The sequence below is a fragment of the Carboxylicivirga litoralis genome (genome assembly GCF_025499605.1).
Lineage (GTDB): Bacteria > Bacteroidota > Bacteroidia > Bacteroidales > Marinilabiliaceae > Carboxylicivirga > Carboxylicivirga litoralis.
The window spans coordinates 19,176-38,854 of the sequence record NZ_JAFMVC010000032.1 but is presented as its reverse complement, the minus strand read 5'-3'; the positions used below and the strand labels follow the sequence as shown (position 1 = coordinate 38,854).

Here is a 19,679-nt window from a genome sequence, read left to right as displayed (position 1 = left end):
GCGCCGAAACCCTTACCACCCTTGCCTTTTAGATGAACCGTTGTTCTCAAAAGCGGGTGCAAAATAAGGGAGTATTTTTGGAAGAACCAAATCGTGAGACAAAGTTTTTTGAGGTCTTTTTCCTTCGCTGTAGCTTAGTGGTTGATTTGATGACGCTTGTGACAGATGTTAAAATGTGTTATGAAGTAATTCCACCGCGAAGACGCGATGAATACGAAAGATCTTCTGTGTGAATGTGGTGCCTTGGTGGTGTAAAAAATGGGCTGGTAAGGGGTGGCGTCGTGCCTGAATTGGGGTAAAGTCATACTAAACTCGAAGTAAACTCATAGTAAATTCGATTGTGAGTGAGTTTAATACGACTTAAATATGTATTAAATGTGGTGGAACTGTGGGGTTGAAACATGGAGGGGAGAATGCTGAGATGAAAAAATGAGAATGAAAAAGGCTCCCGGATGGGAGCCTTGAAAATACTATGCACATCTACTACTCTAGATTCTGGTATCATAGGCACGGCTTGAGCCTTCTCCACCCCATATTTTCTCAATATCTCGCGTATCGAATTGCCAACACACTGAAATATGGAACATCTGTGTTTTTCCATACCTCGAATAATCATTTAATGGATTATCACCCTTGTGAAAGTCGGAATTTAAAAAGTCATCCAGATAATATCTAAACTTAACATTTAACCCTCCAGGAAACTGAACCCCAGCAAACACTGATGGCAAAAAGCGCTTCGTACGATCACTGAACCATTCAGAGGTTTTGTGTTTATCACCATCCATCCAATACTTATACTTGTAGTGAAATAGAAGTTCATACTCTCCTCCTCCAAAAATATAGAAGTGATCGCGAAATGAGCCCAGCTTTAATGCCAAGGGTATTCCTAGTGTATAGGAACGGTGCTTTTCTTTTTCTACACCCAAATCCAAGGCATCATCTTCGGTGATAAAACCAATATTTCGAAGAGCTAATCCTGAAAACAGACCAACTGAATTACCTATATCGAGGTGAACATATTGGCCCACATGAAAAAACACACTAAAACGAAGATTACTGGAAACATCTTCAAAAGAACCACTTCCTATTGGTACCTCTTGTTCAACATCAGCCCAGCCAAATATCATTTCACCACTGGTAACTGTATAAACACTTCTTTGGGCTCGAGTTTGTGTAAAAACAGCCAGCAATAAAGACAAACATAAAAGAATTCTCATACGATAAGGTTTTGTTATTAAATTATTGTGACGAACTAATATAGTGAAATGTTACTGGTTAAAACAAAAAAAGGTGCTCAACTGAGCACCTTTCGATATATTAATGTAAGACCTACTTATTCTTCAGTAGCTTCTGGCTCTTCCTCCTCTTCAGTTGCATTAGGATCGAAAAGCTCATTTTCAATCAATAAATTGTACCAGGTCAATACCTTTTTAATATCTGATACATATACCCTGTCTTTATCATACAAAGGCAACACCTCTTCAAAATATGATTTTAACTCATTACCAGAGCTTTTTGGAGAAATAGAGACACCTCCGTTTTCCTTTTCATAAATCGCCTTAAATACATCAAACAGCTTAACATCCTCATCTTCTGTATATATTGATATATCTTCCAAGGCACTAATACGTGAAGTAGCATAAGCAGGCATTCTTTTACCATCAATTAGCGACTCAACAATAATTGAATTCTTGGCTTGCGACACTAGCTTAAACAATCCTCTCTGACCCGATATTGCTAATAATCCTTTTAACATTGTATTCTATTTTAGATTTTGTGCAAAAATATAACTAAAGACGCTATCAGCAAAAGATTTTTTCAAGAGTCAATATAAATTACTTTAAACCCCTCTCTTTTTTAATTTGCATATAAGCATCATTTATCTTTTTAAATCTGGCTTCTGCATCTTTTCGAATGTCCTCACCTAAATGCGCTACTTTGTCTGGATGAAAACGAATGGCCATCTTTTTATATGCTTTTTTCACTTCTTCATCGGTTGCACTATTCTCAACCTCCAATGTTTTATAGGCAGAAGATGTACTTTTAATAAACATGGCGCTGACAGATTCAAAATCCTGACTGGAGAGTCCCAAACCTGAAGCAATATGTCTTAAAAAGCGCTGCTCATCAGCAGTTATAGTACCATCGGCCAAAGCAATACCAAATAAAAGGTGAAGCAATTGCACCTTAGATGAGTAATTAATATTTACCCTGGCCTGATGCAAAACATCATTAACAGGGATATTCTGATTTAAAATATCGCGCAACATCAACAAAGCTTTACCAGCCTCCTCTTCTCCGAAAGTGGCCACCAGGCTTCTCTTCACATAGTCTAATTCAGACTTTACAACCCGTCCATCGGCCTTCATTACGGCTGCCACCAAAACCAACAAAGTAGCCAGAAAACCACTACGTGACTGCTGTTGGGCTGATTGTTTTTTGCCTTTTATAAAAGAAGCCTGTTCTTCAGTAATATGCCCAAAAACTAATCCTAATATGGCACCAATTGGTCCCAATGTCCACCAGCCAAGCTGTGCACCAATAAACGATCCTAACAATCCCATTGTATCTGTTTAATTATTTCTAACACCTGGGGTATAACCAAATGTTCCCCATCGCACTTCACATTATAATCTGCCAAAGGGAGTTTTTCAGTGTCTTCCCATTGTTTGCTCATACGCGCATTCACCTCTGCTTCAGATAAATCATCACGCCTCATTACTCTGGCTACTCGCTCTTGTTTAGAGGCTGTCACCAAAATAGTTTTATCAAACTTAGTGTAACTGCCATTTTCAAACAAAATAGCGGCTTCCTGAAAAACAATCTTCTTATCCTTGTTTAACTCACACCAAGCATTAAAATGGCTGTGGACAGCTGGATGTACAATCGCATTTAGTCCCTCCAATAACGATTTGTTACTAAATACTTTTTGAGCCACATACTTTACATTATAACCATCGCTATTGTATGCCTTTTCACCCAAAAGCTCAATAATACCCTGCCTTACTGTTTCATCGGAGTGAATAATATTTTTAGCTTCAATATCTGCCACATACACCGGATAACCTAAAAAGCGAATTAGCTTAACAACTGTTGACTTTCCACTTCCAATACCTCCGGTTAAACCAACCTTAATCATTGCTCAACCTTTCGCTCTAACAAATACTCGACAAAAACAGGCTGATAAGCCATGTTATGAATCTCCTCGGGAAACTCGTTGATTTTCACTTTCAATCGTCGTGGTAAATTCTCTAAATCAATATTAGTAAAATCAATACTTGCCTTAAAATCGCCTTGTGAATAAAGAGGGCGACTCAATCCAATATGATAGGAAATATTAACTTCGGGAGGAAATGACTTTAGTTCAATGCTATCTGGTAAGTTAAGCGCATCTATTGGCACCAATAAATTAGCCTCAGTAAAAGGCTCAACCGGAATAGTCACCACAACTCGTTTTGTATCAAATTCGATGTTATCATCTTTCTCAAGCAATACATTTCGAACAATCGTATCCGAGAGTTTCTCAAACGCCAGGGCTTTGGTAGAGATAAAATCAATCGTATTTAGCCTGTCTTCGGCACCAGAAATAAGAATTGAATCAGGATCCACTGTAATGACACCCGACATCTGACACTGCTGTTCAAAAGTAACTTCGGCCTGAACCTTGACGGGAACTTTCTTTGACTTTTTTTCGATGAGTGGAATGAACAAGGTGTCGGGAGAGATACTAATTAGCTCAAGCCCAACAGCCAGCTTCCCTTCTATTAACTTATAATATTCATTCGAATTAATGTAAGCACCATCTACCCCGTCGATATTTACTCTTCGCAAAGTGGAGATATCGATGGCTTCAGCCGAAAATTGTTGACTAATATGGCGCAAAACCGTAAAGCCTCCTCCCCGCACTTTCACTATCAAGTCACGATTTAAGCTTCCTTTAACAATTTCGTTGGCACCAACATTTGTAAACCTTACCGGAAAATTAACTTCCGTTGTATAATCGTCTTTTTGCAAGGCATTAAGCACCCAAAAACAGGCTGCCAAAAATAGAAAAACCAAGAAGATAAGCGCGTTTCCATCTTCGCGTACCTCCCTGGTTTTTCCAATAATGCGTTGTAAGTATTTATCTAGTAGTTTCTTTACTTTATTCATAATTTACTTGTCAGATTACCAACAAAAGTAACTAATCTTTAGCAGAAACCCGACACAAAAACTACACTCTACTATTTGTTCTGTGCAACATCAGTCATATCCATTACGATAGCTGACTTATCCATTTTCACTTTAACACCATCAGCAATTTCAACAGTCACAAACTGCTCTTTTACTTCAGCTACTTTACCATAGATTCCACCTGTTGTAATCACTTTATCACCTTTTTTCAAAGCCTCACGATATTTGCGCAATTCTTTCTGGCGCTTCATCTGCGGACGAATCATAAAGAAATAAAACACGATAATAATTAGCACAAATGGTGCAAATGACATTAATGGATTTCCTCCTTCAGCTGCCTGAGGAAGCATGTTTAATAATACGTTCATAATTATATTGTTATCTTTTATTTAATATTTGCCCAAATTAACAGCTCGTGTTTACTGGTTGAATCATTGGCATGAACCACCACTTGTTTTACCTGACGTCCGTGCCAACCATTGGTATCAAAGACCACTTCGATATAGGCAGAATCTTTAGCTTCAATTGGTTTTTTAGGAAAAACAACATCCGTACAACCGCATCCTTTTTTCACTTTTTGAATGACGACCGGATATTGTCCCTGGTTTATCACTTTAAAGCGATGACCAACAACATCTCCATGTTCCAATTCACCAAAATTATATGAAAGCTCAGTAAACTTTAGTTGTCCCTTGCCCTTTGAGCTTGCCTTCTGCTTATTTCCGCAAGAAGCAGCAACCAGAACTAAAACCAATAAACCTAAGAGACGAACATTCATTTCTATACTTTATTGACCTTACCTGGTTTGTTGATTATTTTTTCAGCTATAAGGTGTTCTGAAATCTTATCTAACACACCATTAATAAATACACCACTCTTATTGGTCGAATAATATTTAGCTATTTCGATGTATTCGTTTAATGACACATTAATTGGAATGTTCTTAAACTCGACAATCTCAGCAATAGCTACCTGCATCAACACTACATCAAGATAAGCAACACGGTCGAAGTCCCAGTTTTTGGTAAACTTCTTAATTAAATCCATGTAATCTTTCTGATTAACCAACGCTTTTCGACAAAGGCGCTCTACAAAATCACGATCTTCATCATCTTTAAACTCGGGCAGCAAGGCCTCTTTTTCACCATTTTCTTCTGCAAATCCTTTAATGGTTTTTACTACCATCGAGATTACAAACTCAATTTCGTCATTCCAATAAACACTTTGCTCTTCAAAATAGCTATATAAATTCTCAAATGGTGCAATTACTTTTTCAAGCAACTTTGCAACAAAGCGCTTGTCGGCCTCATAATCACCAGCCTCAGTTGTCATGTATTCGGTATACATTTCTGATTCGGCAACTAAATTGAACAAAGCTTTAATAGTTTCTGGTTGATCGGTCCAGGGACTCCCGCTTTTAGCATTGTATGCCATCAACGCTTCATTTCCGGCCAATTGCATTAAAAAGCCATTTTCAACGAAACGCATATTGGGATTTAGATCTTCTTCAGAAGGACGTTTCTTTTGTTTACGAAGCTCAATTCGGTTCTCTGCAAAATTCTTTAGTTCAAGCAACAACAGCAAGAACGCATGATACATCTCATGAGATTTAGCTATGCTATGAAACAACTCATTTTCAGTTTGTTGTATTGACACTTCACCCTTCTGGTAATGTGCATATGCCATTTGCACAACTTTAACTCTTAACAATCTTCTACTTAACATCCTTAAAGAACTTTTTTTACTATTTACTAATGCAAAAGTAGCTTTTTTTTTAATTGCATCAAGCCCTTTTGAAAAGAGTTATATTATAAAATTAACAAGCTCTTCGATTGCTTTGATTTCCAACAAACATTCCCCTAATTAATAGCTAAAACAAGGCTCATCTAACGCATAATTAGTAGTTATTAAAAATACTTAATTACAATTAAAGCAATGTCAATTATATTAAGCACCTGTACTACTTAATTTTAGCATTAATATTAAAGAGTTAGCACAGATATGTAATGTTTCTTTCTATAAAAAACATCAAAAATTGTAAAAAAAAGATTGGTAAATATGGAAATAATTATCATTTTTGAAGCACACAAGCTGTTTCCAAAACAATAAAGAAAACGATGGAAGGATTTGAAAAAAATGATGGATTTGAAAAGAACGACAGAGATGAAATCTTTTCAAAGGCAATAAGAGCAGGAAAAAGAACTTACTTCTTTGATGTTAAAGCCACTAGAAAAAATGATTATTATTTAACGATTACAGAAAGTAAGAAGCGTTACGATCAGGATGGCAAATACCATTTTGAGAAACATAAAATCTTTCTATATAAAGAGGACTTTGAGAAGTTCATTAATGGACTGCAGGAGACTGTAGGATTTATTCAGCAAAACCAGACGCCAGAAATGATAGAAGAGCAAGCTGCAGCTGCCGAATATACGAATGTAGAATTTGAAGATTTACATGAATAAGTTTTGTGATACTATAAAGAAAAAGGCTGCCGTGGCAGCCTTTTTTCATGGTTCATATTTTCCAATTTTATCCTCGATCAATACTTTATCGGTACGATGGGATTGTATTTTCAAATTACAGAGTAATTTATCTGCTCCACCTAGAAAACAGGCTTCCTGCACTCTCTGAACTAAATCCATGACCACAGAATACTCTCCTTCTACAACCGTTTCAAAGGGTGTTACTCTATACTTTAAACCCGAGTTTTGAATTATGGCGATAGCACTATCCACCATCCCATACATATCCACACTATCAGCCATCGGCAACACCTGAATGGCCACATTTACAACTCTATTCTCCAATTTCATTGACTTAACGAATTACTTTTTAAGCGGTTTTCTTATCAAGCATATATTCAATTTCTCCAGCTGATAATTTCTTAACATTCGTCACTAAAATAGATGTATCCAAAAAATCACCCAGCTCATTGCATTGCTTAATAATGCCCGAAAGTAATTTTTTTAATCCGGTATTTAAAGATACCAAGCCAGTAAATGCGACATAGCAGCCCCTAAACCCCATCTCCTCCAACTCTGCTCCTTCTCCCTTAAAAGCAAACCTCACTTCACTTTCAACCAACTCTTCCTGAAATGGTGAGAAAACTGCTTTATTACGAGTGAAAATAACGACAAAATATCGCAACAGTTTCCCCTTACCTCCCAAACCTGTAGAAATAAATATGGGTTTATGATCCAGAAAAACACTCTGCATTAACATTTTACTTTCCTGGTAGGCTAGAATAGCCCATTGCCCCAATGCTACATCTGCTTGTTCCTTGTATTTTTCAATGGTGTGAAAGGCTTCTACCTCATTAAGCGAAGCAAGTTGACACAATAACACTTTTTTATCTTCAATTGATACGTTCGGATCAAACAGCTTGTCCTTTTGTTCTAATATTAGTGTTTTATCAATGGTCGCTTTCTGTTGCTTACTCTCTTTAAAATATTTAGCCTGAAGACTAACATCAATAGCCTCTTCCAAAACTGAAATATTATCAGAATAGCTCCTAAGCAGTTGATCTATTTCCTTGTCACCTTTTTTTTCTTTCATACAATTTCATTAACGCAAACAAAAATAAAAAGTTATGAAGCCTCACTAAAATTATTTTATACCAAGGGCAAAATCACTACATTTAGCTATTGCAATAGCCACTTTACAAAAGTACTTTTGCATGTTATTACAAATGGGACTATACAATTAAGTTTTAATGAATCTATCTGAATTAAACAATGGTAGCGAAGGGGTCATCGTTAAAGTAAAAGGACACGGTGCTTTTCGTAAGCGTATTACTGAAATGGGCTTTATTAAGGGGAAAAAAGTTACTGTTGTAAAAAATGCACCTTTAAAAGATCCCATTGAATATCAAATACTAGACTATAAAGTATCGCTACGACGAAGCGAAGCCAAGCTGATAGAGGTTGTTACTGTTGATGAAGCCAAAAATATTGTAGGCTCTACTTTTCAAGGAACTTTTTCGGACGATATACTAAAGCAAACAGCCAATAAAAAACACCGCTCAATTAATATTGCTTTGGTTGGCAACCCCAACTGCGGAAAAACAACATTGTTTAACTACGCAAGTGGTGCCAAAGAGCATGTTGGTAATTACAGCGGCGTAACCGTTGATGCTAAAGCAGCCACTTTTTTTCACAAAGGCTATAACTTTAATATCATCGATTTACCTGGCACTTACAGCATCTCTGCCTATTCACCTGAAGAAACATTTGTTAGAGAGCACATTACTAATGAAACACCTGATATTGTTGTTAATGTATTGGATAGTTCAAATCTGGAAAGAAACCTCTACCTGACAACTCAATTAATTGATTTAGATATCAAAGTGGTGGTTGCTCTTAATATGTTTGATGAGATGCAAAGTCGTGGTGACGATTTGGATTATGAACAACTTGGGGGAATGCTTGGTATTCCATTTGTTCCTACCGTTAGCTCAAAAGGCAAAGGTGTTACCGACCTCTTTGATAAGCTAATTGAAGTATATGAAGATCGCGATCCGATTGTGAGGCATATCCATGTTAATTATGGTGAGCTTCTAGAAAAAGCCATTGAAAGACTTGATGATCTATTCTCCAATATTGGCGATATTGCCAATCGTATTTCTCCGCGCTACCTGGCTATTAAAGCTTTGGAAAAAGACAAACAACTCTTTGATTACATGCGAGCTAAACCCGAGCTATATGGAGAACTTATTGAAGAAACAGATCACCTAACATCAAAGATAGAAAGGCAATCAAACGAGGATTCAGAATCAATATTCACCGATTCGCGGTATGGTTTTTTGGCTGGAGCATTAAAAGAAACTTATAAAGAAAATCCAAGAACACGCAGAAGACGAACAGATAGTATCGACTCCATCATTACCCATCGACTGTTTGGTTTTCCTATTTTCATCTTTTTTATGTGGCTGATGTTTCAAGCCACCTTTAAGCTTGGTGAATATCCCATGAACTGGATTGATGCCGGTGTTGGATACCTGTCTGACTTTGTCAGTGCTGTGATGCCCGACGGCTCTTTTAAACACCTTTTGGTAGATGGCGTTATAGGCGGTGTCGGAGGTGTCATCGTATTTCTTCCAAACATTCTGATTCTGTTCTTCTTTATCTCTTTTATGGAAGACACAGGCTATATGGCTCGTGCAGCCTTTATTATGGATAAGCTGATGCACAAAATGGGACTTCATGGCAAATCGTTTATACCGTTGGTAATGGGTTTTGGGTGTAACGTACCAGCTGTTATGGCTACGCGCACCATCGAAAACAGGAATAATCGCTTGCTCACTATGTTGATTAATCCGTTTATGTCGTGCAGTGCCCGACTACCTGTATACATCCTTATTATTGGTGCCATTTACCCGGAAAATGCCGGAACCATGCTTTTCGCTATTTATGGCATCGGCATTATGATGGCCGTTTTAATTGCCAGGCTATTCAAGCGTTTGATTTTCAAGCACGATGAAGTACCATTTGTGATGGAGCTTCCTCCCTATCGAATTCCAACACTAAAAAATACCATTCGCCACATGTGGCACAAAGGTGCTGAGTATCTGAAAAAAATGGGTGGAATCATTTTAGTAGCTTCTATTATCATTTGGTTTTTAAGCTATTTCCCACAACAAGTGGAATATTCGGAAGATTTTGACGCTAAAATAGAACAGGTTAACTCACAATATTCTGCACTAATTACCAATAGCTCTGATGAGTTAGCTGAAACTTACCAAGACCAGCTAAGCTTTAAAACGGACTCAATTAAACTGCTTAAAAAAAGTGAACACCAAAGCAATACATATATTGGTCGATTGGGCAAATCTATTGAGCCGGTCATTCAACCTTTGGGCTTTGATTGGAAAATGGGTGTTAGCCTTATTACCGGTATAGCCGCCAAAGAAATCGTGGTCAGTACAATGGCTGTCATCTATCACTCTGACGATGATAGTGAAGAATCGTCTAAACTAATCAGTCAGATACGCGGTGAGAAATATACTGATGGGAAACCTGTTTATAATAAAATAACAGCCCTTGGATTTATGTTATTCATACTGATTTATTTTCCTTGTGTAGCTGTTATAGCGGCCATACGAAAAGAATCCGGTTCGTGGAAGTGGGCCTTGTTTACCATTGGCTACACAACCAGTTTAGCATGGATGGTTGCGTTTACAGTGAACCAGGTTGGTCAATTTTTGTTTTAATGATATGATACAAGATATTTTAACCTACTCTGCTGTGGCATGGGCCTTATATCAAGTCATTGTTTTCTTTTACAGATTAGCTAAACCGGCACCCGGAAAAAGCGTTTGTAGTAGCGGCAGTTGTGCTTGTGAGGCTAAATCAGAGTTGTTTAGTGCTATTAAAAAAGGAAAATACCCAACACTGTTAAACTAATTTCTTCTTAAAATAAAAGCCGGATAAACTAACTTATCCGGCTTTTTTATTTTCTAAATGCTATCGCTATGCTTCTGGTATTCTATCTAGCACATCAATCAGATGCTTCCAGAATTTCTGAACGGTTTCAATCTCAATTCGCTCATCAGGCGAATGTGCTCCACGAATAGTCGGACCAAATGATATCATATCCATCCCTGGATACTTCTCTAAAAACAAGCCACACTCCAACCCGGCATGAATTGCCCGAACAACAGGTTTAGTGTCAAATAGCTCCTGATAAGAATCACGGGTTATTTTCAATATTTCAGAATCAGTATTTGGAGCCCAGCCCGGATAACCATCAGAATGCTTAACCTCGGCACCAGCTAAAGTGAATACTGATTTCAACATATTGGCAATATCTTCTTTGGCACTTTCAACTGAACTTCGCTGACTTGTTGTAACAAACACATGATCATCTTTCATCTTAACAGAAGCCAGGTTCGTTGATGTTTCAACTAAACCTTCGATATCACGGCTCATTTCAATGACTCCATGTGGGCATGCGTATAAACCATTTAGCAATTTACTCTGACCCTCTTCATCCATTACAAACTCAGGTAAATCAACCGACTCCAATTTCATGCGTAATTCAGGTTCGGTTGCTTTTAGCTCCATTTGAACATCATGAAACAGCATATTATATGCTACTCGCACCTGTTCTTTATTGTTACCCGGAACAACTGCAATAGCACTAGCTTCGCGAGCAATGGCATTCCGCAAGTTACCCCCATCAAAGGACGCCAGACGCAAATCGTACTTCTGACTTGCTTCCCACAGAAAACGGTTGACTATTTTATTGGCATTACCCAATCCTTTGTGGATATCATCACCCGAATGCCCTCCTTTTAAGCCCGAAACTGTTACTTTGAAAGCAAAACCTTTATCAACTGTTTCTTTTTTGTAAGGGAATTTAGCTAAGGTATCAACACCCCCGGCACATCCGATAAACAGCTCGCCATCATCTTCCGAATCCAGGTTTAGCAATATTTTCGACTCAAAAAAGCCTTCATTCAATTCAAAAGCACCTGTTAAACCAGTTTCTTCATCAACGGTAAATAAACATTCGATAGGTCCATGCTCAATATTATCGGCCACCAACAAGGCCATTTGTGCCGCCATGCCAATACCATCGTCCGCACCCAAGGTTGTACCATCGGCTTTAACCCAGTCACCATCAACCACTGGCGTAATCGGATCGTTATCGAAATCGAACTTTTTATCGCTATTTTTTTCACAAACCATATCGATGTGCGATTGTAAAACCACCGATTTTACATTTTCGCGACCCGGAGTAGCCGGCTTTTTAATTAATACATTTCCAATATGGTCTTTGTGTGCCTCCAGATTATTATCCTCAGCAAATTTTAAAAGAAACTCAATTATTTTCTCCTCCTTTTTTGAGGGACGAGGCACCTGACAGATAGCTTCAAAATGCTTCCATACCTCTTGAGGTTGTAATCCTGATAATTTATCCATTATTACCTTATATCAGTTAGAATTGTTTTTGCTAATATATAAAAGCTGTTTTTCTTCGTTAGATTCTCTCGATTAAATTCTCAATAACTTCAGCAAACTCCCATTTTAGCTCATTCGAAAGCTTTGAGAAATCGTTCTTTAATAAATCTTTTCAAATTGGATTTTCATCTATTTCATCAAATAACGCTAAAATCTTTTGAATCTCGTCCTTTTTACTTTCCTCACCTTTACTATCGTACCCAAAACTCAAATTACTCAGCATACGTTTGATGGTTGTAATATTATCGCACGGCAAAAAATACTCTTCCTTTGGCTGTAATTTTTGTTGCTTGATAAAGTATTCTATTTCCTTTCGGCCAAGAACAGCACCTTTGTTTATCGGATTAATATAAAACAACACAGCAGTCTGATCATGAATTTGCTCATTATCAGCCACTGCAGATTCATCGATAAAAGCCAAAATATAATTCTTTGGCAAATTAACTCCATAAACCGGCATACCCAGCTCTCTGCACAATATTGAATAAATAACCGAAACAGATAGAGGGTTGCCCTTGTGTGTTTCGAGCACTTCGCTGATGTAATTATTCTCCGGAGCCAAATATTTACTGGTATTGCGCGAAAATTTATGGACATCGAACATCACATGGTTCACAATCCTTATTTTTTCAAGCGATGTAAGGTGTTCATTCATCTCCAGCCAAATATCTTTTCGAAGCTCCGACAATTGCTCTTTTAAATGAATTAAACTGACATCCGGAAACTGGTATTTACAAACCAAATAGGCGCCGTACAGCACATCATTATGAGGCGTTTGCAACCATTTTTTCATTTCCGAATGAACATCGTTGAGTTGGATAGAGTGAATGATATTTTCAACACGTGACTGAAACAAATCATCATACGACGATTCCCATGCCTTTTCCAGTTCGGGCACAATCTCAACCTGCTCCTTTAACAATGCACCTTCTACCGAAGCAAAAATTTCATCATTAGGATCATCCAGTAAAGTAATCAGCGCCTTTATCTTCTCCCTATCCATAGTCAAGCTATTTAGTTAACCCATTCAAAACATGCTCGATTAAGTTTTTCATGACCGGTTTATAATCTTTGCTGGCTGTACCAGCTAATCGATTTGCGATAATCACACAAACAGTTGCCGCTTTATGCCCTAACAAAGCCGAGAGACCATAAATAGCAGAACACTCCATTTCATAGTTGGTCACGCGATAACCATCGTGCCTGAATGCAGTAATTTTCTCATTAATCTGCTTATCAGCAATATCTAATCGCAACTCACGCCCCTGAGGTCCATAAAAACCCGGTGCCGAAATGGTAACACCTTTCACCACGTTATCACCAACTAATTTATCTAATAATTCAGGTGCCGCATCAACCACATATGGTGCTGTTAATAATGGATTCCAGTTAAGTGATTCTTTAAATGCCTTTTCGAATTTCAAATCAACAACTTCATTACGACGGGCATAAAAATTAATCAGACCATCAAAACCAATGGCTTTTTCGCTTAATAACCAAGAATCTACTGGTAAATCCTTTTGCAAGGCTCCTGACGTACCAATTCGAACAAAATTAAGTTGCGTATGCTGCTGTTTTACACTTCGTGTTTCAAAATCGATATTAACCAAAGCGTCCAATTCGTTGACTACAATATCGATATTATCAGTTCCAATGCCTGTAGCAACCACCGTTAGGCGCTTACCATTATATGTACCAGTGCAGGAAACAAACTCTCTATTAGCCTTTTTCAATTCAATTGAATCGAAGAGAGAACTAATAATTTCTACTCTTCCAGGATCTCCAACCAGGATAATGTTTTGAGCCACATCTTCCGGCTTAAGGTGTAGGTGAAAAATACTTCCATCCGGATTTATAATTAGCTCTGATGCTTCAATTTTTCGCATGTGAAATTTATTTAGAACTCAAATTAATGAATTTTTTGAGTTTAAATACATGATAAAGCCTCATTTTTACACAAGTGTTGATAAATATTCCATTCCTGCTTTTAAAAGAGTATGAAATAAATGATTTTCCAAACCAACTCTTCCTCTCAAGCCCATTACATCTTGATGTTTTTTGCAGATAAATATGTAAATTCGCAGCTCACAAAGCATAAACAAATTAACGATGATACAACGAATTCAGACTTTATATTTATTATTGAGCGGTTTGCTAATGGCAAGTTTGTTTTTTATTCCTTTAGCACAAATTGAAACGGATACACAAGAAGTATTTCAGTTTATTTACCGCGGATTAACTAACGCAGAACGCGAAACAGTAACGCCAACTTTAGCTTTAAGCATTTTATTAACAGTAGCAACGCTGGTTTCTTTTATTAGCATTTTCATGTTTAAGAAACGAACGCTTCAGATTCGCCTTTGTGGTATTAATTTAGCTTTACTATTAGGTTCAACTGGTATGATTTACTATTTGGGATCGCATTTAGCAGATGAAACGGCTGTGGTTAATTACAGCATTACAACGGCTTTTCCGATTATTGCATTAATCCTTACTTTTTTAGCATTAAGAGCCATTGGTAAAGATATTGCTTTGTTAAAATCGATGGATAGAATTAGATAAAAGACAGAGGACGGAAGCCGAAGGATAAAACTATTCGTTAATAAGTCCACATCAGTTAAAATACTAAACTAAAGCCTTTCAGTTACTACTGAGGGGCTTTTTTGTAGGTAACCAGGTAATTTCGGGTAGCCAGACCAGTCCACCTGCCAATGCCACCTTGAACATTAGTGTGTGTTTTCTGATCAACCAATGAAAATGGATTTCCATGACTTAGGTGGTCAATATAAATACCATTAAGCACACGATAAGACTCCTCGTCTATTTGGGAGATTTTTACCTGAACCGTATCGGTTATAGCAAACTCATCGGATAACAAGTTACGTTCCGAATTGATATTATAAATGCTTAATGGATCGGGCTGATTGCTTCTTTTCAACTGAAATGTATGCGATTCTCCGTTAAATAATTTGTCAATCATCAATGGATTATCTGTTGGGTGAAAACGTGTATCAAAGTGTAAGGTTTTTATCTGCGAATAGTAGTAGTTTTTACTTTCAATTACATCCTTCACACTTGACTCTATGACCATGGAAGTATCTGAGACCGCTTCTACCTCAACCCACTCAACTTCTGGTAATGAAGGGATTGTCGTCATTGCCGTCACCCTTCGGTTCTGATAGAGCACTTCAATTTGGTAACTTTCACCTACTTCCCCCTTCATGTTGATGCTTTTATACACGAAAGGTGGAAAAAACTCTTCCTGATGCGTTAAAGTAAGCACCTCTGCCTCCCCTTTTCCATTAGTGATTGACACCTTGGCGTAGTTTAGAAACGTATTACGAATGGAAGCCGAATCATAGTCAGTTAAAAAGGGTGAACTCATCGTCAATAACACATTAGCACGTCCTTCATTTTCTATCCAACCATCCACAACAATTTTGCGCTCATAATCGACTTGCTCTATGACAACATCTTTAGAACAGGCCATCAACAATATTATGGATATAACTAAAAATACTCGCATACTTAAAATTTAAAACGCCAGCTAATGGATGGCATAATTGGAAACAACGAAACCTGCTTGGCTTTAATACTTAACTCATAATCTTTCTGGCCTTCTTCAACCTGGTAGTATATGTAATAGGGATTGCTCCTGCCGTAAATATTAATTATGGAGAAATTAATTATCGATTCGGCAAAAAGCTTAGATGTTAAATGGTAATTCATCGAAACATCCATGCGGTGATATGCCGGCATCCGATAATTATTAACTCCTGCATAATCGTTGGCAATTGTGCCCATCAGCCAATAGCGCCCAGTTGGTAAAGTAGCTTTATTACCGCTGGCATAGATAAACACAGTTCCAAAATCAATTCGCTTATTAAGCACATAAGTTGCCTGTAGGTTTAAATCATGTCGACGGTCATACTTCGCATCGTGCCACTTCCCGTCATTGATATCATCGAACTGTTGCTTTGCCCAACCCAAGGTATAGCCAATCGTCAAATTGAAGTTCTTCCCTTGCTTGTTTATGTATAACTCAGTTCCATAAGCCAAGCCTTGTCCTTTATAAAAGTTTTCATCAAAGCTGTCTAACTCTTTTTGTTCGAGATTGAACTTGAGTAATAATTGATTATCCATATATTTACCATAGCCTTCAAGGCCCCACTGCAACTGATATTCGGGATATTCTCGAAAGAACCCCAAAGTCACCTGATGACCTTTTTCGAGCGGTAATGCATTTGTTGCCGGCATCCAAATATCGGATGGCAAAGGAATGGATGCAATAGATGCTAAATGAATATTCTGTGTATTAAAGGCGTACGACAACTTGTACGACGACAGTTTTGTAGGATTGTAATTTAATGAGGTTATCACATTGGGTAAAATCTGCGGCGCGTCCGATTTTATGTTTTGTCCCGATGCTTCTTCCAACCGGTAATAATTTAGCGCAGCCCCGGCATAAACCGACCACAGCGGACTAATCTGAAAATGATTACTTGCAAAAAGCCTTAAAGCTGTACTTTGATAATCATCAAGGCTTGCTTCGCTATTTTCGAGGTAACTAATCTTTAAATCCTGGGGCACTATATCGTATCGAGTGAGCTCTAATCCCCAACGCAAATAATGCTTATTTAACTGATAACTAAAACGGTTTTTAAACTGATATTGCTCGTAATCAGTTGCAAAGCGCATTGAACCATCAGGTATATTAGCCCCGAAATCTGAAAAATAGGAGGAATAAGAGATGGTGTTTTCCATACTTAGATTAGAAGACAATAACTTATTCCATAAAAAGCTGATGCCCTTATTACCCCATTCGGAGTTGGATTCAATTTCGTGTTGTTTGCTGGTCATTTTAAAGTCATCATAGCCAAGGTACCAACTTAATACCAACTTATCGTTTCCCGACTTAAAGTGCAGCTTTCCATTCCAATCGTAAAAAGTATAATTATTCTGCTTAAAGTAATTGTTTTCATCCTCCAGGAATGGACTTGCCATATAGCCCAATACATCGAGATAACTGCGCCTGATGCCTGTATTGAAGTACCAACGCTTGTTCTTCGATTGCCCGTTGTAAGTAAGGTTGCTAACAATATTTCCAAGATTACCCGACCAATTACTGCTATCTGGTTTCTGACTATAGGTATCAACAATAATGGATGATGCCAAGCGCGATGACAGATGAATTGGTGCATTACCTTTATAAAAATCCACTTTGTTGGTAAGCAAAGGATTAAAAACTGAATAGATACCCATTAGATGGGTTGGATTCATAAGCTCGATATTATCAAACAGTACAAAGTTTTGACCGGGCGAACCTCCACGCACATAAATGCCACCATTACCTTCACTCACCGACTGCATACCTGGTAATAATTGCAAACCACGCAACACATCAGGACTTCCTAAAAAGGCAGGAATAGCCAGTACATCTTCTTTTTTTAAGGTTAGTTTACCCGGAATATAGTTTTTAACGATATTTTTCTGCGAGGCATTGATCTGCACCTCCGAAGCCTGATACACCTTAAAATTCAAACGAATGGTTAATGGCTTATTATCATCTCTTTCAACGGTTAATTGCTGATTCTCAAAGGCCGTATGCCCAATTTTAATTGTAACACTTTCTCCCGCCAAACCACATAATTCAAATGCGCCATCAGCATCTGTTACAGTTCCTTTTTTACCATCTAAGGTAGTAACATGAACAGAAGGGATGCCTTCACTATTATCGCTGGCAACCACCTGTCCACTGATGCACCACTTCGATTCTTGCGCATGAGCGACAATGCAGACAAAACAAATAATATTGAAAAATATGTACTTCAAAAGTGACAATTATATAAAAGAATTGGAGACCATAATAGATCTCCAATTACTACATATTTTTATAAGTTAGAATTAAGCTGGTGTTACAACCACTTCTTCCTCCTCACCGTATGCTTCTTCTAAAGCATTAATAAAGCTCTCAACCTCATCAAGTAAGTCACCAAAACCTTCTTCTACAAACTGGTCAACAGTCATTTTTGAACCATCGCCAAATACCATTAAGAAAGCTGGTTCAACATAGCTTCCACCATACAAATCATCTACTTCTTCAAGATAGAATTCTCCTTTAGCGATAATTTCATTCGAATCAGCAAAACGCACATAAAGAATAGCATATTCATTGATAAGCTCAACCATCATGTCATTGAAAGCATCTTCATCTTCCATATTAACAGTTTCCACTTTATCAGCTAACGCTTCCATAAAGCCCTTAAAATCAAGTATACCTTCAATTTTAATATTGCCTAACTGGAACCAAACATTTGCTTTTTCAAGTACTTCCTGAGCCAATGCATCATCCATACCTGTTTCATCACCAGGAATAGTATTGAAAATTTCATCATATGAGAAATCGCCTTCAAGAGTGAAACCATTGCCATAAATCATCTCCTCTTTGTACTTAAAGGCAGCGCTGGCGCCAACTTTGCTAGTTGTATTAGTTAATTCACTTGTAAAAGAGAAGTTCTCAAGCGTAATGATTTCAGTGATGTTTTTTGGTGTATCATCATCATTCCACTCAGCTGTTAGCGAAAAACTTGTAATCACCACTTCACCAAGCTTTACATGCGCATTTAACGACAATGGTAATTCAATCACCATTTCAGGATCATCCTGATGAGTAGCGTCTTTTACTGCAAAACCATAAACACTGATTTCTGCTGTTTGTTCTTCTACAGGAAAACGATAAGTAACCTCTGAATCAGATTGCTCTACAACTGCCCAATCACCAACTGCTGCATCCCACTCATAAACACCTGTCTCTGCATAAAACTCATCAGAAGCTCTCATTTTGTCAACCAAAGCTCCTTTTAAACTAACAATTGATTTAGTTTGCTGAAGCGACATTACCTCATTTAAAGAAAATTCAAGCGCTTTAACAGGCTCGGCATTAGCTTCGTCCATTAATGCAAAGAAACTATCCAATACATCATATGTTTGAAGGCTTTTAGCTTCGTCCATTTTCTGAACCATTGCAATTCCTTCACTCTCCATTTGAGCTTTTTGCTCTTCAACCGGCAAGTCGCTAAAATTTTCTCCGTTGCCTTCATCATCACTACATGCTGTAAAAGCAAAAACGCCAGCAATAAGCATTGCTGACAACCATTTCATCTTTTTCATGTTAAATTGTTTCATTTGCCACTAAACACACTCAATCATCCTTTGCATTGAGCTGTCCCCGTGTCTTTTTAGGTTAATAATTTTCCTTATAACACTATTCTGTTCGTGCCATTTCTCTTACGATAGATTATATCAAGAGTTACCTTAAAAAAATCATTGCACACCCATTTTAAAGCTAACCCTTTGAGTATAGCTACTTTAAGATTTAAAAGAAATTAATAGAACAAAACTATCTAAAATTCAATCACATACTTTAAAGGTCTGACTTCAACTACATAACCTTTAAAACAAACTATGACAACTGTACAACAACATGAGTCTGCCAGTGTTATACCAAATGAATAACAAAGTGATGATAAGCCATTTTGTTTA

Annotated in this window: 19 protein-coding genes; 3 read left to right on the top strand and 16 right to left on the bottom strand. The window is 37.5% G+C overall.

What is annotated here, in order from left to right; all coding sequences use genetic code 11:
• Positions 1-488: 488 nt before the first annotated feature.
• The 8 genes from J1N10_RS18665 to nusB all read right to left on the bottom strand — a co-directional run bounded on the left by J1N10_RS18665 (position 489) and on the right by nusB (position 5,859).
• A complete protein-coding gene (locus J1N10_RS18665; protein WP_262328255.1) occupies positions 489-1,217 on the bottom strand; it encodes a hypothetical protein in 729 nt (242 codons plus the stop codon).
• A 116-nt stretch (positions 1,218-1,333) separates the two neighbouring features.
• Positions 1,334-1,756, bottom strand: a complete 423-nt coding sequence (locus J1N10_RS18660; protein WP_262328254.1) for a DUF5606 family protein — start codon at positions 1,754-1,756, stop codon at positions 1,334-1,336.
• Positions 1,757-1,835: 79 nt separating this feature from the next.
• The gene (locus J1N10_RS18655; RefSeq protein ID WP_262328253.1) at positions 1,836-2,564 is read right to left on the bottom strand and encodes a TerB family tellurite resistance protein; all 729 of its coding nucleotides are present in this window, start codon (positions 2,562-2,564) and stop codon (positions 1,836-1,838) included.
• Positions 2,552-3,139, bottom strand: a complete 588-nt coding sequence (coaE, locus tag J1N10_RS18650) for a dephospho-CoA kinase (protein ID WP_262328252.1) — start codon at positions 3,137-3,139, stop codon at positions 2,552-2,554. Before coaE ends, J1N10_RS18655 begins: the two co-directional genes overlap by 13 nt.
• On the bottom strand, positions 3,136-4,152 hold the full coding sequence (locus J1N10_RS18645) for a YbbR-like domain-containing protein (protein WP_262328251.1): 1,017 nt from the start codon (positions 4,150-4,152) through the stop codon (positions 3,136-3,138). The genes coaE and J1N10_RS18645 overlap by 4 nt, the downstream gene beginning before the upstream one ends.
• Positions 4,153-4,223: 71 nt before the next feature.
• Entirely contained in the window at positions 4,224-4,541 is a 318-nt protein-coding gene (gene yajC, locus J1N10_RS18640; protein WP_262328250.1) for a preprotein translocase subunit YajC, read from the bottom strand.
• A gap of 17 nt (positions 4,542-4,558) precedes the next feature.
• Positions 4,559-4,951, bottom strand: a complete 393-nt coding sequence (locus J1N10_RS18635; RefSeq protein WP_262328249.1) for a DUF1573 domain-containing protein — start codon at positions 4,949-4,951, stop codon at positions 4,559-4,561.
• 2 nt (positions 4,952-4,953) lie between these two features.
• Positions 4,954-5,859, bottom strand: coding sequence for a transcription antitermination factor NusB (nusB, locus tag J1N10_RS18630; RefSeq protein ID WP_262328248.1), 906 nt, complete (start codon positions 5,857-5,859; stop codon positions 4,954-4,956).
• A gap of 431 nt (positions 5,860-6,290) precedes the next feature.
• On the opposite strand from nusB, the gene J1N10_RS18625 reads away from it, so the two are divergent.
• Positions 6,291-6,638 carry a PUR family DNA/RNA-binding protein gene (locus J1N10_RS18625; protein WP_262328247.1) on the top strand — a complete coding sequence of 116 codons (348 nt, stop codon included), beginning with the start codon at positions 6,291-6,293 and terminating at the stop codon, positions 6,636-6,638.
• Positions 6,639-6,683: 45 nt separating this feature from the next.
• Here the strand turns inward: J1N10_RS18625 and J1N10_RS18620 are convergent, their stop codons facing one another.
• Both J1N10_RS18620 and J1N10_RS18615 read right to left on the bottom strand, forming a co-directional pair.
• Positions 6,684-6,983: a thiamine-binding protein gene (locus J1N10_RS18620; RefSeq protein WP_262328246.1), complete on the bottom strand. Its 300-nt coding sequence runs from the start codon at positions 6,981-6,983 to the stop codon at positions 6,684-6,686.
• Between the two features lie 25 nt (positions 6,984-7,008).
• Positions 7,009-7,731 (bottom strand): hypothetical protein, encoded by a 723-nt coding sequence (locus J1N10_RS18615; RefSeq protein WP_262328245.1) that lies wholly within the window; start codon positions 7,729-7,731, stop codon positions 7,009-7,011.
• Between the two features lie 157 nt (positions 7,732-7,888).
• Between J1N10_RS18615 and feoB the strand changes: the two genes are divergently transcribed.
• Positions 7,889-10,384, top strand: a complete 2,496-nt coding sequence (gene feoB / locus J1N10_RS18610) for a ferrous iron transport protein B (RefSeq protein WP_262328244.1) — start codon at positions 7,889-7,891, stop codon at positions 10,382-10,384.
• Between the two features lie 259 nt (positions 10,385-10,643).
• Here the strand turns inward: feoB and J1N10_RS18605 are convergent, their stop codons facing one another.
• The 3 genes from J1N10_RS18605 to J1N10_RS18595 form a co-directional block, all read right to left on the bottom strand.
• Positions 10,644-12,098: an aminoacyl-histidine dipeptidase gene (locus tag J1N10_RS18605; RefSeq protein WP_262328243.1), complete on the bottom strand. Its 1,455-nt coding sequence runs from the start codon at positions 12,096-12,098 to the stop codon at positions 10,644-10,646.
• A 151-nt stretch (positions 12,099-12,249) separates the two neighbouring features.
• On the bottom strand, positions 12,250-13,140 hold the full coding sequence (locus tag J1N10_RS18600) for a transglutaminase-like domain-containing protein (RefSeq protein ID WP_262328242.1): 891 nt from the start codon (positions 13,138-13,140) through the stop codon (positions 12,250-12,252).
• 7 nt (positions 13,141-13,147) lie between these two features.
• Positions 13,148-14,023, bottom strand: coding sequence for a nucleoside phosphorylase (locus J1N10_RS18595; RefSeq protein ID WP_262328241.1), 876 nt, complete (start codon positions 14,021-14,023; stop codon positions 13,148-13,150).
• A gap of 223 nt (positions 14,024-14,246) precedes the next feature.
• Between J1N10_RS18595 and J1N10_RS18590 the strand changes: the two genes are divergently transcribed.
• The gene (locus J1N10_RS18590) at positions 14,247-14,699 is read left to right on the top strand and encodes a DUF4293 domain-containing protein (protein ID WP_262328240.1); all 453 of its coding nucleotides are present in this window, start codon (positions 14,247-14,249) and stop codon (positions 14,697-14,699) included.
• An 85-nt stretch (positions 14,700-14,784) separates the two neighbouring features.
• Here J1N10_RS18590 and J1N10_RS18585 read toward each other — a convergent pair whose 3' ends face one another.
• The 3 genes from J1N10_RS18585 to J1N10_RS18575 form a co-directional block, all read right to left on the bottom strand.
• On the bottom strand, positions 14,785-15,663 hold the full coding sequence (locus tag J1N10_RS18585) for a DUF4249 domain-containing protein (protein ID WP_262328239.1): 879 nt from the start codon (positions 15,661-15,663) through the stop codon (positions 14,785-14,787).
• A gap of 2 nt (positions 15,664-15,665) precedes the next feature.
• Positions 15,666-17,969: a TonB-dependent receptor gene (locus J1N10_RS18580; protein WP_262328238.1), complete on the bottom strand. Its 2,304-nt coding sequence runs from the start codon at positions 17,967-17,969 to the stop codon at positions 15,666-15,668.
• 72 nt (positions 17,970-18,041) lie between these two features.
• Entirely contained in the window at positions 18,042-19,307 is a 1,266-nt protein-coding gene (locus J1N10_RS18575) for a hypothetical protein (RefSeq protein ID WP_262328237.1), read from the bottom strand.
• Between the last annotated feature and the right edge of the window lie 372 nt (positions 19,308-19,679).

Coding starts and splice junctions, on each gene's coding strand:
- J1N10_RS18665 (WP_262328255.1), bottom strand. CDS start 1,217: ATGAGAATTCTTTTATGTTTGTCTTTATTGCTGGCTGTTTTTACACAA.
- J1N10_RS18660 (WP_262328254.1), bottom strand. CDS start 1,756: ATGTTAAAAGGATTATTAGCAATATCGGGTCAGAGAGGATTGTTTAAG.
- J1N10_RS18655 (WP_262328253.1), bottom strand. CDS start 2,564: ATGGGATTGTTAGGATCGTTTATTGGTGCACAGCTTGGCTGGTGGACA.
- coaE (WP_262328252.1), bottom strand. CDS start 3,139: ATGATTAAGGTTGGTTTAACCGGAGGTATTGGAAGTGGAAAGTCAACA.
- J1N10_RS18645 (WP_262328251.1), bottom strand. CDS start 4,152: ATGAATAAAGTAAAGAAACTACTAGATAAATACTTACAACGCATTATT.
- yajC (WP_262328250.1), bottom strand. CDS start 4,541: ATGAACGTATTATTAAACATGCTTCCTCAGGCAGCTGAAGGAGGAAAT.
- J1N10_RS18635 (WP_262328249.1), bottom strand. CDS start 4,951: ATGAATGTTCGTCTCTTAGGTTTATTGGTTTTAGTTCTGGTTGCTGCT.
- nusB (WP_262328248.1), bottom strand. CDS start 5,859: ATGGCATATGCACATTACCAGAAGGGTGAAGTGTCAATACAACAAACT.
- J1N10_RS18625 (WP_262328247.1), top strand. CDS start 6,291: ATGGAAGGATTTGAAAAAAATGATGGATTTGAAAAGAACGACAGAGAT.
- J1N10_RS18615 (WP_262328245.1), bottom strand. CDS start 7,731: ATGAAAGAAAAAAAAGGTGACAAGGAAATAGATCAACTGCTTAGGAGC.
- feoB (WP_262328244.1), top strand. CDS start 7,889: ATGAATCTATCTGAATTAAACAATGGTAGCGAAGGGGTCATCGTTAAA.
- J1N10_RS18605 (WP_262328243.1), bottom strand. CDS start 12,098: ATGGATAAATTATCAGGATTACAACCTCAAGAGGTATGGAAGCATTTT.
- J1N10_RS18600 (WP_262328242.1), bottom strand. CDS start 13,140: ATGGATAGGGAGAAGATAAAGGCGCTGATTACTTTACTGGATGATCCT.
- J1N10_RS18595 (WP_262328241.1), bottom strand. CDS start 14,023: ATGCGAAAAATTGAAGCATCAGAGCTAATTATAAATCCGGATGGAAGT.
- J1N10_RS18590 (WP_262328240.1), top strand. CDS start 14,247: ATGATACAACGAATTCAGACTTTATATTTATTATTGAGCGGTTTGCTA.
- J1N10_RS18585 (WP_262328239.1), bottom strand. CDS start 15,663: ATGCGAGTATTTTTAGTTATATCCATAATATTGTTGATGGCCTGTTCT.
- J1N10_RS18575 (WP_262328237.1), bottom strand. CDS start 19,307: ATGAAAAAGATGAAATGGTTGTCAGCAATGCTTATTGCTGGCGTTTTT.